This window comes from Methylotenera sp. (assembly GCF_030684185.1).
Taxonomy (GTDB): domain Bacteria; phylum Pseudomonadota; class Gammaproteobacteria; order Burkholderiales; family Methylophilaceae; genus Methylotenera.
Genome location: NZ_JAUXOY010000014.1, coordinates 13451 through 31236, shown reverse-complemented (window position 1 = coordinate 31236; position 17786 = coordinate 13451). Strand labels below are relative to the sequence as shown.

Annotated in this window: 17 protein-coding genes; 6 read left to right on the top strand and 11 right to left on the bottom strand. The window is 44.0% G+C overall.

Annotated features, from left to right (window positions below; translation table 11 throughout):
* Window positions 1-8: 8 nt before the first annotated feature.
* The 4 genes from Q8J82_RS02720 to pqqA all read left to right on the top strand — a co-directional run bounded on the left by Q8J82_RS02720 (window position 9) and on the right by pqqA (window position 5850).
* Entirely contained in the window at window positions 9-2840 is a 2832-nt protein-coding gene (locus tag Q8J82_RS02720) for a DUF2339 domain-containing protein (protein WP_305327726.1), read from the top strand.
* A 2-nt stretch (window positions 2841-2842) separates the two neighbouring features.
* The gene (locus Q8J82_RS02715; RefSeq protein WP_305327725.1) at window positions 2843-4222 is read left to right on the top strand and encodes a DUF3999 domain-containing protein; all 1380 of its coding nucleotides are present in this window, start codon (window positions 2843-2845) and stop codon (window positions 4220-4222) included.
* Window positions 4223-4262: 40 nt separating this feature from the next.
* Entirely contained in the window at window positions 4263-5606 is a 1344-nt protein-coding gene (locus tag Q8J82_RS02710; RefSeq protein ID WP_305327724.1) for an MFS transporter, read from the top strand.
* A gap of 172 nt (window positions 5607-5778) precedes the next feature.
* Window positions 5779-5850, top strand: coding sequence for a pyrroloquinoline quinone precursor peptide PqqA (pqqA, locus tag Q8J82_RS02705; RefSeq protein ID WP_012777389.1), 72 nt, complete (start codon window positions 5779-5781; stop codon window positions 5848-5850).
* Window positions 5851-5936: 86 nt separating this feature from the next.
* Here pqqA and Q8J82_RS02700 read toward each other — a convergent pair whose 3' ends face one another.
* From Q8J82_RS02700 to thiS, 4 genes are all read right to left on the bottom strand, one after another.
* A complete protein-coding gene (locus tag Q8J82_RS02700; RefSeq protein WP_370868623.1) occupies window positions 5937-7241 on the bottom strand; it encodes a murein transglycosylase A in 1305 nt (434 codons plus the stop codon).
* Between the two features lie 61 nt (window positions 7242-7302).
* Complete coding sequence (apaG, locus tag Q8J82_RS02695) at window positions 7303-7686, bottom strand: Co2+/Mg2+ efflux protein ApaG (protein ID WP_304892339.1); 384 nt, start codon at window positions 7684-7686, stop codon at window positions 7303-7305.
* Window positions 7687-7725: 39 nt separating this feature from the next.
* Window positions 7726-8508, bottom strand: a complete 783-nt coding sequence (locus Q8J82_RS02690) for a thiazole synthase (protein WP_305326449.1) — start codon at window positions 8506-8508, stop codon at window positions 7726-7728.
* 54 nt (window positions 8509-8562) lie between these two features.
* On the bottom strand, window positions 8563-8766 hold the full coding sequence (thiS, locus tag Q8J82_RS02685; RefSeq protein ID WP_305327723.1) for a sulfur carrier protein ThiS: 204 nt from the start codon (window positions 8764-8766) through the stop codon (window positions 8563-8565).
* Between the two features lie 310 nt (window positions 8767-9076).
* Here thiS and Q8J82_RS02680 point away from each other — a divergent pair, with 310 nt between their 5' ends.
* Both Q8J82_RS02680 and Q8J82_RS02675 read left to right on the top strand, forming a co-directional pair.
* A complete protein-coding gene (locus Q8J82_RS02680) occupies window positions 9077-9241 on the top strand; it encodes a hypothetical protein (protein WP_305327722.1) in 165 nt (54 codons plus the stop codon).
* Window positions 9242-9351: 110 nt separating this feature from the next.
* Window positions 9352-10101 (top strand): dienelactone hydrolase family protein, encoded by a 750-nt coding sequence (locus tag Q8J82_RS02675; RefSeq protein WP_304892343.1) that lies wholly within the window; start codon window positions 9352-9354, stop codon window positions 10099-10101.
* Between the two features lie 66 nt (window positions 10102-10167).
* Here the strand turns inward: Q8J82_RS02675 and Q8J82_RS02670 are convergent, their stop codons facing one another.
* The 7 genes from Q8J82_RS02670 to Q8J82_RS02640 all read right to left on the bottom strand — a co-directional run bounded on the left by Q8J82_RS02670 (window position 10168) and on the right by Q8J82_RS02640 (window position 17629).
* Window positions 10168-10941 carry an MBL fold metallo-hydrolase gene (locus tag Q8J82_RS02670; protein WP_305326510.1) on the bottom strand — a complete coding sequence of 258 codons (774 nt, stop codon included), beginning with the start codon at window positions 10939-10941 and terminating at the stop codon, window positions 10168-10170.
* 158 nt (window positions 10942-11099) lie between these two features.
* Window positions 11100-11288 (bottom strand): type II secretion system protein, encoded by a 189-nt coding sequence (locus Q8J82_RS02665; protein WP_304892345.1) that lies wholly within the window; start codon window positions 11286-11288, stop codon window positions 11100-11102.
* 176 nt (window positions 11289-11464) lie between these two features.
* Complete coding sequence (locus Q8J82_RS02660) at window positions 11465-12148, bottom strand: hypothetical protein (protein ID WP_304892346.1); 684 nt, start codon at window positions 12146-12148, stop codon at window positions 11465-11467.
* Between the two features lie 36 nt (window positions 12149-12184).
* On the bottom strand, window positions 12185-14239 hold the full coding sequence (locus tag Q8J82_RS02655; RefSeq protein ID WP_305327721.1) for a type II secretion system protein GspD: 2055 nt from the start codon (window positions 14237-14239) through the stop codon (window positions 12185-12187).
* Between the two features lie 35 nt (window positions 14240-14274).
* Window positions 14275-14751, bottom strand: coding sequence for a hypothetical protein (locus Q8J82_RS02650; RefSeq protein ID WP_305252748.1), 477 nt, complete (start codon window positions 14749-14751; stop codon window positions 14275-14277).
* Between the two features lie 5 nt (window positions 14752-14756).
* The gene (locus Q8J82_RS02645) at window positions 14757-15983 is read right to left on the bottom strand and encodes a type II secretion system F family protein (protein ID WP_305327720.1); all 1227 of its coding nucleotides are present in this window, start codon (window positions 15981-15983) and stop codon (window positions 14757-14759) included.
* A gap of 2 nt (window positions 15984-15985) precedes the next feature.
* Window positions 15986-17629: a GspE/PulE family protein gene (locus Q8J82_RS02640; protein ID WP_304908621.1), complete on the bottom strand. Its 1644-nt coding sequence runs from the start codon at window positions 17627-17629 to the stop codon at window positions 15986-15988.
* Between the last annotated feature and the right edge of the window lie 157 nt (window positions 17630-17786).

Sequence of the window (17786 nt, the reverse complement as noted above, 5' to 3'; positions counted from 1 at the left end):
AGTAAATCGTGGCATCATTATTTTTAATGCTGGGCTTATTGGGGGTTGTCGTCACTATTGGCGGTATTGTCAGCTTTTTCTCCCTATTCACCTCCAACAGCAAAGATACGAAAATTCGGGATATTGAGCGTGAAACCAACAAGCTAAGCTCAGAAATCACGCGATTAAGCACGCGCCTTGATGTCCTTAAAAAATCACTGGATAAACAAGCTCAGCAAGCACCAACGCCACAAATAGCAGCGCTAAAAGTGTCTGCTCCTGCGATTGTCGTCGAGCCTGCTATTGAGGCTGATGAAATGACTGTCTCGCAAGCATCGCTTGTGTCAGAAGATGATTTAACTGCCCAAGCCTTAGCGGCGGCTGACGCTGAATCAATGCCCTCCGCAGAACCAATGCAGACAAACACCAATACCGGTCAAACGAGTACAAAACCACCGACACCAGTGGCTATAAAGCCTGTCTATACTAGACCGCCAATCAAGCCTGCTGAGCCAAATTTTATTGAACGCGGTATTACTTATGCAAAAGACTGGCTATTTGGCGGTAATACTTTAGTGCGTTCCGGCATTGTAATTTTGTTTATTGGCGTTAGCTTTTTACTTAAATACGCGGCAGAGCGTACGCAAGTGCCCATTGAATTGCGCCTAATGGGTATCGTGTTAGGCGGCATAGCTTTGCTGGTGGTAGGCTGGCGCTTACGTGATAAACGCCCGCAATATTCATGGGCGTTGCAGGGTGGCGGTATTGGTATTTTATATCTGACTATTTTTGCCGCACTTAAACTTTATCAGCTTATACCCGCAGGCCCGGCTTTTGCCTTGCTTGCGATTGTAGCCTTCTTATCAGCGTTTATTGCAGTCAAACAATCAGCAATGCCGCTGGCGATATTAGGATTTACCGGTGGCTTTTTAGCACCTGTTCTCACTTCAACTGGCCAAGGTAGCCACGTTGGTTTATTTAGCTATTACTTGGTACTTAATTTGGCGATTGCTTTTGTGGCGTTTCACAAAAGCTGGCGTCCGCTTAATATACTAGGCTGGGCGTTCACCTTTATTATTGGGACTTTGTGGGGTGCTAAAAACTACACTCCTGAACATTTTGCGACTACCGAACCATTCCTGATTATTTTCTTTTTACTGTTCACTGGTATTGCTGTCTTATTTGCGCATCGCCAAGCCACCAAGGCAAGTGATTATGTAGATGCTACGCTGGTATTCGGTACGCCACTAGTCGCCTTTAGCCTGCAATATGCGCTATTACGCGATTCGCATTTCGGCCTAGCCTACAGTGCGCTCGCGCTGGGAATTTTTTACATAGGATTAGCATGGTGGGTACTTACCCGTAAACGCGAAACCCTTAAATTTCTTGGTGAATGCTTTGTCGCCTTAGGCATAGGCTTTATCACGCTCACATTGCCGCTGGCCCTGGACGGACGCTGGACATCAGCCGCGTGGGCAATTGAAGGTGTGGGCTTACTATGGGTAGGCTTAAAACAAAAACGCACCTTCCCTGCACTCTCTGGTTTGGCATTGCAATTACTTGGTGCAGGGGCGTTTGTGTTCGGCTGGGGTTTAACAGGGCATACAGGTATTACCAGCCAAAATATGTTCTTAGGCGTTGGCTTTATTGCACTAGCGGGCTGGGCTTGTGGCGCGTTACTCAATGCGTATCGCCCCAATAAATTGGACAGCTTTAGCATGCCGTTAGCGTTTTGGGGATGGCTATGGTGGGTCGCTTCCGGCTTAACAGCAATTGACGAAATGATGCCAAGTAAAACTTTTGCACATGCAGGGCTTATTTTTGTAGCCTTCACCAGCTTGCTATTGCCGTTTGTTGCGCATAAATTCAAATGGCAAAAGCTGGCGTCACTTACGACATTATTATTACCTGCCATGGTGATTGCTGTGTTTTGGGAAGTCATTACCTCTTTATTCATTAGCAATTACTCGATATTTGAACACTATGGTTTTATTGCGTGGCCGTTAGCACTTGCTAGTTACGCATGGCTAATCTCACGCAATTTTGTACCTAACAAAGCATGGCTGCGCGCCCCGCTGTTATGGCTAATGGCAGCCATTGGCATCATAGAATGGCAACATCAATTTGGGCAATATGTGCGAGAGTCGCATGTGTGGGGTGACATCGGCTGGGGTATAGCCCCTATGCTAATTATAGGTGCAGTGACTTACTGGCAGTTTTCAAAAAATCAATTGAGTGGCACAAAGCTCGACAGCGCCCGCACCTGGGCTTGGGTGGGCAGCTTGCCGCTCATGGCGGGTGTTATCTTATGGTATTTGTTTATGTCGCTTAATTCTAGCGGCAATGCAGCACCGCTGCCTTATATCACGCTACTCAACCCGCTTGATATTGCGCTGGCAGGGGCGTTGCTATTACTGCTCATCTGGCAGCGTGCAGTCAGCAAGCATTTAGGCAAACTGCAACACATCAACCCCATATTAGCGGGCGTAATGGCTTTTGCCTTGCTAAACGGCATGTTGTTACGCACACTGCACCACTGGGCAGGTACGCCATTTCAGTGGGCCTCCATATTCACCAACTCCACAGTGCAAATGTCGTTCACTTTCTTGTGGGGCATCACCGCTTTCGCACTCATGCTACTTGCGCACAAACGTGCACAACGTCAACTTTGGATTGTCGGTGCGGGGTTAATGGGCGTTGTCGTTGCTAAATTATTCCTGCTCGATTTAGCGCAAACGGGCTCGGTAGAACGCATCGCCTCATTTATAGGCGCAGGGCTAATGTTGTTGGTCATGGGTTACTTTGCACCCATTCCACCAGCAAATAAATCTACGCAAGCAGCTAACTTAGTTAAGGAATAACAATGAAAACTACTCACATCCTGTTAGCGGGTTTATTAACCGCACTTACGCTTGCTCCCACGCCGGTGATGGCGGCAAGCTTCAAACTGGAAGCATCGGGTAGCGAACCGTTATATCAAAGTCGCTTGCCTAAAGAAGTGTATCAATATAGCCGAAGCGCCGGCCTGCAAGACCTCACCATCACCAATGCCGCGGGCGAGCAGGTTCCATATGCATTGCTACCATACGAGACTTTGCACCCGCAAACCATCACCACACTAGACGTTAAACCGCTCGTAGTTTTACCAATTAATGACAGCGCACTAACAAGCCCTAATGAAAGAAACTTTACAGTAAAAGTCCTGGAAAACAGCAGTAATTCCACGCAAATAAGCGTCAATTCAAATACGCAAATTACGGACTCAAAAAATATTTATCTGGTGGATGCAGGAAAAAAACACCCGCCACTTCAGACATTAAGTGTTGAATGGATAGACGGAGAAAATGCATTATTACCGTTAGATGTTCAAGCCAGTAATGACTTGGAAAACTGGTCAGATGTGGGGCATGCAGTATTGCTAAAAACATCGAATGATGGAAAAGTCTTGCTGCAAAACTTGATTACTCTAGACTACGCAACAGAAGCACGCTATTTGAAATTAAGTCCTTCTGAAGGAAATGGCAAGCTAGTACTGACTAAAATAAACGCTGAATACAACAGCGTGCGCTCACTCACTCCAGATACTCTCTGGCACGATGTACAATTTTTACAGCGCGAACTAGACACTAAAAAAGGTGTGATTAATCTCGATTTTGAATCGCTGGGGCGTTACCCAGCCAGTTATTTACGCGTGCATTTACCACAAACCAATACCATCACCAGCGCCAGCATCTTAGTGCGAGACAGAAATGACGCGCCATGGCAGTATTACACCACAGCCTCGCTTTACCGCATGGATAAATCCGGTAAAAGTTACACCAACCCTGATGTTTTACTTAATGCCACGGCTGCACGTTATTGGCGCCTACAATTTAACCAGTCTGGCGGCGGCATAGGCGCAGAAAACCCTAATTTATCATTAGGCTGGCTACCTCAAACGGCAGTGTGGAACGCACGCGGCGCAGCACCATTTAGCTTACAGGTTGGGGAAGATCAAAAATTCATCAACACGGTTGATATTGCCCAACTGATTCCTGATTACAAAATTGAAAATGTTTTACAGTTAACAAAAGCAAGCCTTACAGCTGTAGTAAGTGCTAACAACCTACCCACCGGGCAAACCGCGAACGCATGGGTAGCGCCCATAGATTATAAACGGTGGCTGTTGTGGGCCGGCTTGTTTCTAGGAGTATTGCTTTTAGCAGGAATGGCCTATTCACTTCTTAAAGCTGATAGAAAATAATAGATAAATTATCATTTAGCGTGCTACCAAGAAGGAAAGAATGAGCACCCAATTTCAACTCATGACTGAGCAGCGGTTTCGCCCATTTTTTTTCACGCAGTTTTTAGGGGCATTTAACGACAATGTATTCAAAACTTCGCTCATTACACTGGTTGCTTTTCATGCGGTTAGCCTGACAACAATAGATGGCGGCACACTTGCGACGGTACTGCCAGGCTTGTTTATTTTGCCGTTTTTTCTATTCTCGGCCACCACAGGGCAATTGGCAGATAAGTTTGAAAAATCGCAAATTATTCGTTATGTAAAAGTTTTTGAAATCGGCATTATGTTGTTTGCCAGCGCAGGTTTTTTTCTGCATAACATAGGGCTGCTGGCAGCAGCGTTATTCATGATGGGCATGCACTCGACAATTTTTGGCCCGGTTAAATACTCATATTTGCCGCAACACCTAAAAGAAACCGAGTTAATTGGTGGTAACGGCATGGTAGAAATGGGTAGTTTCGTGGCTATTTTGCTTGGGCAAGTGCTGGGTGCCTGGCTTGCCATACAAAACAGCCATGAAATCATCACCAGTATCGCCATTATTGCCATTGCGGCACTAGGTTACTGGACTAGCCGTGGCGTGCCAAATTCACCCGCAGCCGCGCCAAATCTAAAAATCAACTGGAACCCAATTACGGAAACGTATCGTAACGTTAAATTTATTTGGCAACATCAAACTATTTGGCTCGCCATCGTCGCCATCTCCTGGTTTTGGTTCTATGGCGCAACCTTGCTCGCGCAGTTTCCAAATTTTGCTAAAAATGTACTCTATGGGGATGAAAGCTTGTTTATTTTATTGCTCTCTATCTTCTCGCTGGGAATTGGTATCGGCTCGCTCATGTGTGAAAAACTCTCTAAAGGTAAAGTTGAGATTGGCCTTGTGGTGTTTGGTGCGATAGGCTTAACACTATTTGGAATAGACTTATATTGGTCAGGTACCAGCGTCCATGAAAGCCTCAATAACAAATACTTGCTGGATTACATGGCCTTTGTGAGCATACATCATGACATGCACGGCAATATTATTTTCACCTACTGGCGCTTACTGGCAGACATCGCGCTGATAGGATTTTTTGGTGGTTTATATATCGTACCGCTATACGCACTGATTCAAACCCGCTCAGAAAAAAGCCACCAATCGCGCATCATTGCCGCTAACAACATCTTTAATGCGCTATTTATGGTAATTTCAGCGGCATTTTCAATCTGGATGTTCAAACAGGGCTACAATATTCCAGAGCTTTTTTTAACAACCGCAATACTCAATGCACTGGTAATAATTTACCTATGTATCCGCCAACCAGAGTATTTAAAAACATTTGTTGCCTGGATGAAACCGTAGCCGTTCAAAAACAATATCCAATCAAAATAAAATAATCAATCTCATGATATTCATTAGCCTTGTTTAATGACTCATGTCATGTTGTTAATCTCAGTTAGGCTTATAGTTCATACACGTTAATCAAATGCTTTAAGCAAATGTGATGCGAACTAAACTAAAAAGGAGAATTATTATGTGGACAACACCAGCAGCTACTGAAATGCGTTTCGGTTTTGAAGTAACAATGTACGTAATGAACAAATAGTCTGAATAAATCAAACTATATAAAAGGGTGCTTATAGCACCCTTTTTGTTATCCGCAGATTACAAAATTTTTATGTAAAAGTTTCTCTATTTAAATACAAACTCTTTTGGTAACAACACCCAAATTTTTCCTGACTGCTTCATTGCGCCTGCCTTAGCGCCTGCATCATTACCTGCACCCCAAAAGAAATCGGCACGAACGCCACCCTTAATAGCACCGCCAGTATCCTGTGCCATCATCAAGCGCTTTAAGGGCTTAGTGTTATTGGGCTCTGTGGTTGATAAAAATACTGGTGCACCTAGCGGCACGAATTTTGGATCTATGGCTACACTACGTTCACCCAAAATAGGTACACCGAGCGCGCCGAGCGGACCTGGCAAACCTGCCGGTAATTCCCTAAAAAAAACATAACTAGGATTGCTGTTGAGTAATTCACGCAATTTACTAGGATTATTACGTGCCCAATTTTTGACACCTTGCATTGAAGCCTGCGCCAGCGTCAACTCGCCACGTTCAATTAACAAACGTCCGATTGAGTTGTAGGTGTGACCATTTTGGTTTGCGTATCCCACATGTACTTGTTCGCCATTTTCAAGCAGCACTAAACCCGAACCTTGAATTTGCAAGAAAAACACATCGATAATATCGTCGATATAAATAAATTCCTTACCCTTAACTGGCGATGTCTCCGATTCAATTTCTGCACGATTATAATAGGGCACCAACTTATTACCGACTAGCCTGCCACGTACGCGTTTATATTTAAGCTCCGGGAATAAGCTGTCTAACTCAACTGTGATTAAATCATTTGGCGGTTGATATAAAGGGTTAGAATATTTAGCAGATTTTGTGCGGCTGCCTTTTAATATCGGTTCGTAATAACCAGTAATCAGACCATCTTCAGTACCATCGACATTGGTGGTTTTATACACTGAAAAGTTTTGCTTGAAATAAGACTGTACCGCGTCCAAATTAGGCCTGTTGGCTGTTTGACTATTAAGCTGGGCCGCGACGCCACAGACTTTTTGCCACATTGGCTTGTTCACTAATGTAGAACAACTTTGCATCCAGGCAGGCCAGGCCAAACTTAAATTATCCTGATTTATGCCGTCGATATCTTCCCATTTGGCTGCTTTTAATAAACCATAGTCTGCTATTTTTAATTCTTCGGCTTTTAAATCTACCGACTTAACCTCGGCAGCTTTCGGCTCTAAAGCAATTTTGCCTGCTTCTATAACTGGAGCTGGCGCTGATGCAGCATTTTTACTTGCATCACAGTTGCACTTGGCACTTGGCGGCGCTGGCGGACTCACTTTTAAACTTTTACTTGCGCACGAGCTTAAACCGCACAATGATATTGCCAGCAAAATAAGTACGGTTATCTTTTTAATCAATTGATTTTTTCACTTAATTTAATCAGATTTAATAGTTTTAATGGCACCTAGCGACATACTAGTGCAACACTCTAGGCATCGTGAGTGCAAAAGGCTTAATTATCACATCAAACTGTGTGCCATCATCTGCCACCATTTGGTAAGTTCCGTGCATTTCCCCCATAGGGGTAGTTAGAACCGTACCGCTGGTATATTCAAAATGCTCGCTTGGATTCAGCAAAGGTTGCGCCCCGACTACGCCTAAACCTTTGACTTCTTGCTGTTCGCCATTCGCTTCCACAATAATCCAATGACGACTGATTAGCTGTGCAGCCACATTCCCTGTGTTAGCTATTTTTATATGATAAGCAAAAGCATAACGATTTCGCGCGACATCTGACTGGTCTGGAATAAACTCCACTTCAACTGTCACGGTGCATTCATAATGTTTGGCGCTGGTCATTTTAATGTTGTCACTTTACATTATCACTTTATATTGCCCCTAGGCAATTAAACCAGCAGTTGGAGAACTTGGACTGGCGGAATACAGTTTTTTAGGCATACGGCCGGCTAAGTAAGCATCGCGGCCTGCTTCCACGGCCTTCTTCATCGCCCCTGCCATCAGAACAGGATCACGTGCCGCAGCGATTGCAGTGTTCATCAGCACTCCCTGGCAGCCAAGCTCCATAGCAATCGCCGCATCTGAAGCTGTACCAACACCCGCATCGACCAACACTGGGATATTGGCATTTGCAATAATGATTTGTAGATTCCATGGATTTAAAATGCCCATGCCAGAGCCAATTAATGAAGCGAGCGGCATCACTGCGCAGCAGCCAATCTCTTCCAGCTGCTTAGCAATAATCGGGTCGTCTGAGCAATACACCATCACATCAAAACCATCTTTTACCAATGTCTTCGCGGCGGCTATGGTTTCTATCATATTTGGGTAGAGGGTATTCGGGTCTCCCAGCACTTCTAATTTCACCAGTTTGTGACCATCTAACAGCTCACGCGCCAAACGCAGCGTACGCACAGCTTCATCGGCAGAATAGCAACCCGCCGTATTAGGCAAATAGGTAAACTCTTCCGGGGGCAAAAAATCTAAAAGTGACGGCTCACCCGCAGTTTGACCAATATTTGTACGGCGAATAGCCACAGTGATAATTTCAGCCCCGCTAGCATCAATCGCTGCTCGTGTTTGGGCAAAGTCCTGATATTTACCAGTACCCACCAGTAAACGTGAATGATAGGTTTTATCTGCAATTTTTAATAAGTCTGACAACTTTTGTATCCTCTTAATAATGCTTCAACAAACGCTTAGTCGCACTGACGGCCGTTACCCGCCACCGACAGCACCGACAATCTCTAATTTATCACCATCAGCCAACTGCGTATCTGCAAACTGGCTACGCGGAACGATTTCACCATTACACTCAATGGCAAGGCGCTTGCCCTCTAAATCAAGGCTTTTTACTAAATGTGCAACACTAAAATTTGTTGCGTCAAAACTACGTGCTTTACCATTGATGATGAGTAGCATTGTGGGTTATTAAGCTTAAAAATTAATCAATCCAGCCATTAAAGAAGTCAACTCAAATGTCGTTACTATCTTATGCAGGCAAGTGAATCTAAAGCACCATTTTACGAAAATTGTAGTGTGCTTAGCAAACCTTATCTCGATTATTTAGCTGTCATCCTATTTATCTTGGTGTGCGTTGTTGTAAACAGTTAATGAATAGGCTTGCAATTAAGTAATTTCATTAATACCAGCTTTAATTTTTAAATTATTTATTGTCGAATCTACCCTGAAACAAAATTTCAGCCGATTTAACTCCCAAAAGGAAAGAAACATGCAAATTGCAACACAACAATCATCAAACTTAAAAGCGATTAAAACCACTAAAGTCTCAATCGATAAAACCAAACCGTTAGCAATAGTTAAACCTGTCGCGACCGAACTTGCAAATGAAAGCAGCCTGCAGCGTTTGCTGGCTTCATGTTGCGATTGCGTTTAGATTTCTAGCCCCCATAAAAAATTTGACCAGTTTACTAATGCTGTACAACGCGTTGTAGCGTTGTACAATACCTAAATTACCATAGTTAAAGCTAATTTAGAAAGTAAGCAATGAAAATTCAAAGCCAGTCCGCAGACATCCTCACCCCTACCGGCGTAATGCGTACTTATATTCACCGCCCGGTAGATGGCAAGCCAAATGGTGGAAATAAGTATCCTGCAATTTTGTTTTATTCAGAGATTTTTCAGCAAACTGGCCCTATTGAAAGCGCCGCTAAAATTATGGCAAGTCATGGCTACGTTGTACTAGTGCCTGAGGTTTTTCATGAGCTAAACCCTATTGGTACGGTACTGGGCTATGACGATGCAGGCCGAAACAAAGGCAATGCGGACAAAGAAACTAAGGACGTCCAAGCTTACGATACCGACAATGTGGCAATCATCGAATTTATAAAACAACAAACATGGTACGACGGCAATATTGGCGCGATGGGCTTTTGTATTGGCGGCCATTTAGCATTTCGTGCAGCATTGCAGCCAGAAGTTAAAGGTACTGCATGTTTTTATGCCACCGATTTAAATACGCAGCTTATTCCTAACAAACCTGGCCAGCATAGCATGGACCGCCTAAATGAAATCACTGGTGAAATGCTCATGATTTGGGGTAAACAAGACCCATACATTCCAACGGCTGGGCGTGTAGATATTTATGCAAAAATGACTAACGCCAACCTGAACTTTACTTGGCATGAGTTTAATACGCAACATGCCTTTATGCGTGACGGCGATGACCGTTATGATGCCCAAACGGCGTTATTGTGCTATCAACTCGCACTTAATTTATTTAGCCGAACACTGTAATAAAACACTCAAATAGAGGCCTTTTGTGCGATTGCGACTGATATTACAGTCCGCGTATATAGTCACTTAAGGTACTCTATAATTATCCTGCGTCATTAAATCTATGCCGCACTCAAGGTTTTCTACCCACGATATGAATTGATCAACCATAGGCTTACCAACAAACGAACGCCCATGTTGGGGTACGATGGACTCAATATCCAGAGTGCGTGCCATATTTGCCCAAAAACGACAGGCCTTATTAGAAGTCATATACCGCCTGTGAAACGGCAGCATGGTTGGCAAATGCGATGCAAAATCAGTCACTGGTTCTGCCGCAAGATCATGGTGAACTAAAGAGGCACCAAGGTCTCCGGAAAACAGGATTTTACTGGTGACATCGTAAAACTGAAAATTGCCTTCGGAGTGTAAAAAGTGTGCGGGAATAGCTTTAATAGTCGCATCCCCTAGCTTTATATTCATGCCTTGATCGGGGATTCCGATAATACGATCCTCAGTATTGCCAACACTACAAAAGTGAGGCAAAAAGCGTTCCCATATTGCTGGTGCAAGCACTTTACATTCAGTGCCCACCAACCATTTATTGATTGAAGCCACAATGTCCGGGTCTTGATGCGAAGCAAAAATATAGTTCAGTTTACGGAAATGAAAGTACTTTCCCATGCCCATCATCAAAGCGTTATAAGTCATGTTGCCGCCAGGGTCGATTAAAGCACCATGTCCATCACTAACAATCAAAAACTGGTTGGATTGTACTGCGGCCTGTGATTTATCTGAATCAGACAAATCACTAAATTTTACGCATATGTGCTTGCCATTATTAAACAGTTCATTAGCCATAAGGCAAGATTTCCTTTAGTATTATGACTAAAAATTAAAATGTAAATTATCGTTAAATCTACCTAATCACACTTGACTCAAGTCAATCCGAAGTCAGATTAAGTTAAATTAGTTTTAATACGCTAAAAATGTTATTGAGTCGCGCATACGGCTAGCCTTTATTTATCATCTGCGTATTTAGCCGTTTGGATTCTAGCTTTAATCTGCTGCAAATCCGTAGTTTGTTGATAATTTGCAATGGCAATCTCTACTTCATCGGCCATGTTTACTGTATATGCAGTTACAGATGAAATAATTGTTAATGAGCATAGAAGCTCAAGGCTGGTAATTCCTCTTTGTTTAAACATAATGATGATCCTTTAGTGTTTTTGCTTCGATAACGACTTTAGTACTTAAGTTATCGGCAAAATCCGCTAAAGCTTTAGTTTGAAAGGTTTGCTTTAAGAAGGAAACTGGGGGCTATTTTTCATAAAACCTAAATATCTATTCTGTTAGTTTTGGATTTGTAGAAAATTTGATATTACTAACGACATTGGCGCCGGTTTTTACCTTTACATCCTTCAAACAGCCACGCCTCGCCTTTTTCAATGTAATAGGCATCGGCGTTTAGCATCACGTAGCGGTCAGCATGAATAATTGACGTGCTAATTAATAATTCCACACCGGTTTCACCTGGATTTTTGGCATTATAGTAATCAGTACCGCCCGCTGCAGCAACGGTTGCCAAAACCGTGCCTGCCGATGCGCCGTAACGCAGTGCATCACGTAGTACCCAAAAACCTGCTACGCCAGCCGTGGCCATGCCAGGCTTATAGCCATAAGCCTGCGGGTCGAATGACGAAGCATGACGAATTACCTGTGCCTCGAAGCCAACCTCAACCGCGCCTTCCTTTTTAGCTGAAACCACAAACCCTGCATCAAGCAAGCCTGCAATCATATATTTACGAAAAGCACGGCTAAACTCTGTGCTTTCGTTATCAGTGACATATAAAGGCTTATCTTTAACAAATGTCTGTTTTACTAATGCCAATCTTGTTTGCTCAACAGCATCAGCAGCAATCACCCCCCAGTGCTGGGCAGCCATTACCTTTTTCTGCTTGGTTGCAGAAAAGTTTTCGGCTTGGGGTATAGAGGTTGCACAGCCTGTTAAAGATAGCGCTAAAATCAATACGCCTAAGCTCGGTAATTTCGTTTTCAATAAATTCATCTCAACATTCCTTCAACTTTATATTCTAATTTTCTCTTACCATTCCTGGTCTGAAATTGGCTCGATAGCATCTCTCGTTACATTTTCAGCTTCTAGGGAATTTGCAATAATGTGCGGAGTAATCAATAACAAAAGCTCGCGTTTTCCTTTTGTTTTCGCTTTACGTTTAAATAACTCACCGACTAAAGGTATATCACCTAAGATTGGGACTTTTTGCTCCTCTTCACTTTCCGAGCTGTCAATCAAACCGCCAATGGCAACCGTTAAGCCATCTTTTGCCACAACTGTGCCTTGTATGTTTGAAGTTTTTACTGTATCTACATTGAATCTTTGTACAGTTGAACCAACTACGACAGGAATAGAACTTGAACCAGGCAGTATTGAGGATGAGTCTTGCTGAATCATCAAAGTTACGGTTCCATTTGCATTAATTTTTGGCATGATTTGCAGGGTATTACCGACGTTTCTTATTTCAGTCACAGGAATAACCGCAGGTGCACCAACAGAAACGGAGTTAGCTCCGCCCGCCACCGCATCAAACCCCGTGGTAATTACCTGCTCTGAGCCGACGAATACGCGGGCAGGTTTATTATTAGTCGCCAGTAAAATGGGGGAGCTTAATGTGTTGATTTTATTGTTTGTTTGTAATAGTTGAATACGCGCCCGAATTTTGTCATTCATAAACTGATATACAAAAGTACCCCCTTCCAACGCAAAGTTACCTAGCCCCAATATGTTCCTAACCCCGCCTACTGCAATATCCCCACTACGAGTCAAAGTCCCAGTACCACCTCCGGAAGTGGTATAAGGAGTGGTTTCAGAAATGCTATCTGGCTTAGTACTATGTAGTGGATTTCTATCTTGATCTGTCAATGGCCCTTGTACCGCAGTACTGTTGGGAATGTAATCAATATCAAACGCTTGACGATAGGCATCTCCTACTTCTAATGACAATATTTTCATCTCCAGCAGCACTTGCTGCGTGGGTCTATCCATTTGTTTAATCAATTGATCTATATCGCTAATAGCAAGCGTATCGCTAGTGCGTACAATCACAAAACTGTGTTCACGATTTAGCGTCACAAAAATTGGTTGCTCTTGCGTAGATAAATCTCTAAGCATTTCTGCCGAAATAGTTTTATCGTCATTTTGTGCTTTTAATTGCTCCTCCAACCTGGAAATCTTTTCAACTGATAGTTTTTCTGTAATCACAACCCGATTACTGCCATCTTCATTGTTTCCGTCTGCACTCCCACCCGCTTGGCGATTATTATTCTGGCGCGAGCTATTCAGGCTTGAGTTATTACCCCCAATATTTCTAGTCGTCGCTGATGCTGCACCCGCAGCTCCAAAATTGCCCATAGTTGTGTTGTCTTCAACCCCGATGGACAGCCTCACTCTTTTGCCATATAAATCTTTGATTGCATTGGCAATAATGATGGGGTTAGGGTGCAATATATCGAACACTCTGGTAACATCGTCACGATATACCACCATATCGCGCTGATATTCATCGGTACTCATAATGCGATAAGTTTTGCTGATTTTATCCTGCCTGTACCAAAGCCCGCTATTCTTGCTAATAGTATCCAGCGCATCTTTAACTGTTATGTTTTGCAAAAACACCGTCACGGTTTTTTTTGCTGCTTCTTCAGTCGCTACTATGTTTAAACCTGACATATCTGCCAGCGCGCGCGCCACATCTACCATATTGGCCTGCTTAAACTCCAGCTTGCTGATAATTGCATTTTCAGCGGTGGTCGACGATTTTTTAAGTGCCGCATTTTTAGGTGGAGTAGCTTTGGCGGCTATTTTTTTATTACGTGTTTGATTGGCTTTTTCAGTGTTCAGGTTTTGAGTTGCCGGTGTAGCGACTATCACGCTTTCATCTGGTGCAACACCTAGCACAGGTTCTACTGGGGTAATCAAAACACCATTGTCACTATAAGCTTGAATTGGTAACAAAGCAGTTAGTGCAACACCTAGAACCGCCAATTGCAGACACCATCGCGCGGATAGGCGTGATTTCTTAGTTACCATCATTTTATTCATTCTTGTTTTATCCAAAATCTTATCTAAAGGTTTATTCATTGCTAACATACCCACCAAAATAATCACCTAATTACTTAACGTACAACTATCACTTGATTCACCTGACCAGATTGCACTTTTACGCCATTGGCACTGACCCCGATGATTTTTAAAACACTATTCTGCCCCATGGCCTGCAAGCCTATTTCATCGCCTTCACTCACCAAATACACGCCAACACCTTCAACATCCAGCAGAGCCGCCGCTTTTTTATTGCTTTTAGTCACAAAGCCTTTTAGTCGCATTTTTGGCACTGCCTGCGCCCCATAACCCGGAATAAAGCCTTGTGCGTTACTTGCCCTTTGTGCGGCTTGCGCACCTACTTCGCCATACATTTTGTCGCTGGTGGTAAAGGGGTCACGCTGTATTCTGCCGTTCTGCTGATTTTGGCCGTTACCGCCGTAATAGCCTGAAAAGGCATCGGCCGCCATGACGCTGGTGGATATAAAAAACAGCAAACCAGCACTACTAATCACACCCAATACAGTTTGATAAAAACTAGTAATTTTCAAAATCTTTAACCTTTCGACACCAAAGAAAACATGGCCTGAAAAAACGCGTAATACACAAAACCAACAATTCCGCCTATCACCAATATCATGGCAGGCTCTATCATTGCGCTCATGCGCTTTACACCTACCTGCAACTGCATTTCATAAAACACGCCAACTTCTTGCAACACTAAGTCCAGCGTTCCGGTTTTTTCACCCACAGCAGTCATCTGTATCACTAATTCCGGAATAGCAGGATGCTTTAAGCTGGAAGCCAAATCGCGCCCTGTTAAAATTTGGTCGGCAGCTAGATACAACTTGGTAGAGATAAGGCGATTGGCAATAACCTTGCCGCATATTTTGAGCGACTCATACGCAGTTAAACCGCTACGCAACATCATAGAGAGCGACCAGTTAAACTCTGCCATGGCCCCATGCGAAAGCAGTTTGCCTATTACGGGGATTTTCAATAAAAAACCATCAATTTTCAAACGCCCCAATGGCGTGTTGTAGGCCGTGATTAAAACAACCACGCTCAAAATAAAAGCCGCTACAAAAAATAGTCCGTATTTGAGTGCAAAGTCTGAAGCGTCGATTAAAAACTGGGTAGAAGCCGGTAATTTTTTGCCTTTGCCCTGAATAAACTTAGCGAATGTCGGAATAATTTTAACCACTAAAAAAATCACTACGCCTATCGCGGCAACCACTACCACTGATGGATAAATCATGGCATTGATGGTTTGTGATTTAAGCGCGGCTTTTTTCTCAAGGTGATCCGCCAGGCGGTTTGCCACCAAGTCCAGCGAACCTGTACTTTCACCTGCCGCCATTAAGTTAATGGCGATGGCTGGAAATACCTCACTATGCTTCTCCATAGCTTTTGATACCTGGCTGCCATTTTCAATATCGCTCAGCATTTCACCAATGACCAAGCGTAAGCGCCCGCTTGAAACCTGAGTCTGAGAGAGCTGTAAAGCTTGCATCACAGGCAAACCTGCACGCAACATAAACGAAAGCTGCTTAAAGAAAAAAACCAATTGCGTTTTAGAAACTGAACGGTACTTATTCAGACTTGAAAAATTAAACTCTTTCGACAATCCACCCTCTGCCTTGCTGGTTTCTGCGCCAATTTTAATCACATACAGCCCTTGCTCTTTTAAGGCTGCTGACGCCATATTGGTATCCAAGGCCTGAATGCTGCCTTTTCTTTCTTTACCTGCACTATTGATAGCGGTGTATTTGAATTTTGCCATCGTTAATGCCTTTTCACTGCAACGCTTTGCAGTTCAGCAATGGTGGTAATACCAGCCAATACTTTTGCAGTGCCATCTACCCACATCGGGCGTAATCGCTGTGGGCCTGCACGCTGCTCCAGCTCTTCTTCACTACAGCCTTTGGCCACCAGTTTACTAAGCTCTTCATCAAACCATAATGTTTCAAACAAGCCCAAACGCCCGCGATAGCCTGAACCTTGGCAAAAAGCACAACCTTTTGGCTCATAAATTTGAGCTTCCGTTTCTGCTGGTAAGTCTAATAGATTTTTTTCTTCATCGGTTGCAGCATGGCTGGTTTTACAATGCGAACATAACTTGCGCACCAAACGCTGTGCAATCACCGCATTCATGGTAGAACCAATTAAAAACGGTTCACAGCCAATGTCGATTAAACGCGATACCGTACCTGCCGCCGTATTGGTGTGCAGGGTAGAAAATACCAAATGACCCGTCATCGCCGCTTTGAGCGCGGTATCGGCGGTTTCTTCATCGCGGATTTCACCCACCATCAGCACATCGGGGTCGTGCCGCAATAAAGACCGCAACGCACTGGCAAAGGTAACTTTTGCCCCTGTTTGAATTTGAGAAACCCCTTCCATCACATATTCCACCGGGTTTTCTACCGTCATAATGTTAATGCTGGGCGAGCTAATTTCGCGTAATGCCGCAAATAGCGTGGTGGATTTACCGCTACCCGTAGGGCCTGTGAGCAAAATCATACCGAATGGTTTTCTGATGGCTTTGTTGAACATCAGCATATCCGGCTCAGACATGCCGATTTTTTCTAAGGTTAAATCCTGCGCATCCTGCCCCAGCACGCGCATAGTCACACGCTCACCCAGCCGCGTTGGCGCGGTGGCCACGCGCACGTTAAACTCGCTATCAATCGGCGGTGGCAAGTAATAAGACATGCCGCCATCTTGCGGTTCGCGCTGCTCGGCAATATCTAAATTAGCCAATACTTTAATGCGTGAAATAAGCCCGTTAGCCACGGTTGTATCATGCACACTATCAGTTACATAATCTTGCAACTCGCCATCTACACGTAAACGTACGCGTAAACCAAACTCATCCTGCACCAAATGAATATCAGAAGACCTACGCAAATAAGCCTCTTTAAAAATACTATCAAGCAAGCTTACTAAATCCACCTCAGCTGCCGCTGTTGGCAAGCCACTAGGTGCGGCAGCTTGACTGAGGTACGCGCGATTGATTGCCGCATTAAGCGTATTAGGCTCTGCCACGGCCACGCGCAACTGACTGCCTAAAATACGTCTAACTGTTTCAATGCTGGCGCGGTCATCTGGGTCTGCTGTGGCTAACAATACACCTGGCTCATCATGCAGCAATGGCAATAAACCTTTACGCCTAACCAATGCCTGCGGAATTTTTTTTAATAATTCAGCATCAGGCTTGGCTTGCGCATAATCTACAAATTTTAAACCGCGCATTTCGGCTACAGCACGATATAGCGCACTGACAGGCAAGCGGTAGTGCGCCATAATCGCATCCAGAATATCAATACGCTTACGGCGCGATTCTGTGCGTAACTGGTTAAGCACATCCGCCTCAATCAGCCTCTGCTTAAGCCCCGCTTCTATGAGTTGTTCAGTGTTTAATGCCATGATTTAAAGACTATTGAACTAAAATTTTTGCACCAAAGCTCGCTGTTCCCTGAGCCTGCCTGTCCTGAGCTTGCCGAAGTGGTCGAAGGACCCACGTTCCCTGAGCTTGTCGAAGGGCTACAGGAACTAATGGTAACTAAATCTCCGCCGCCCTTCG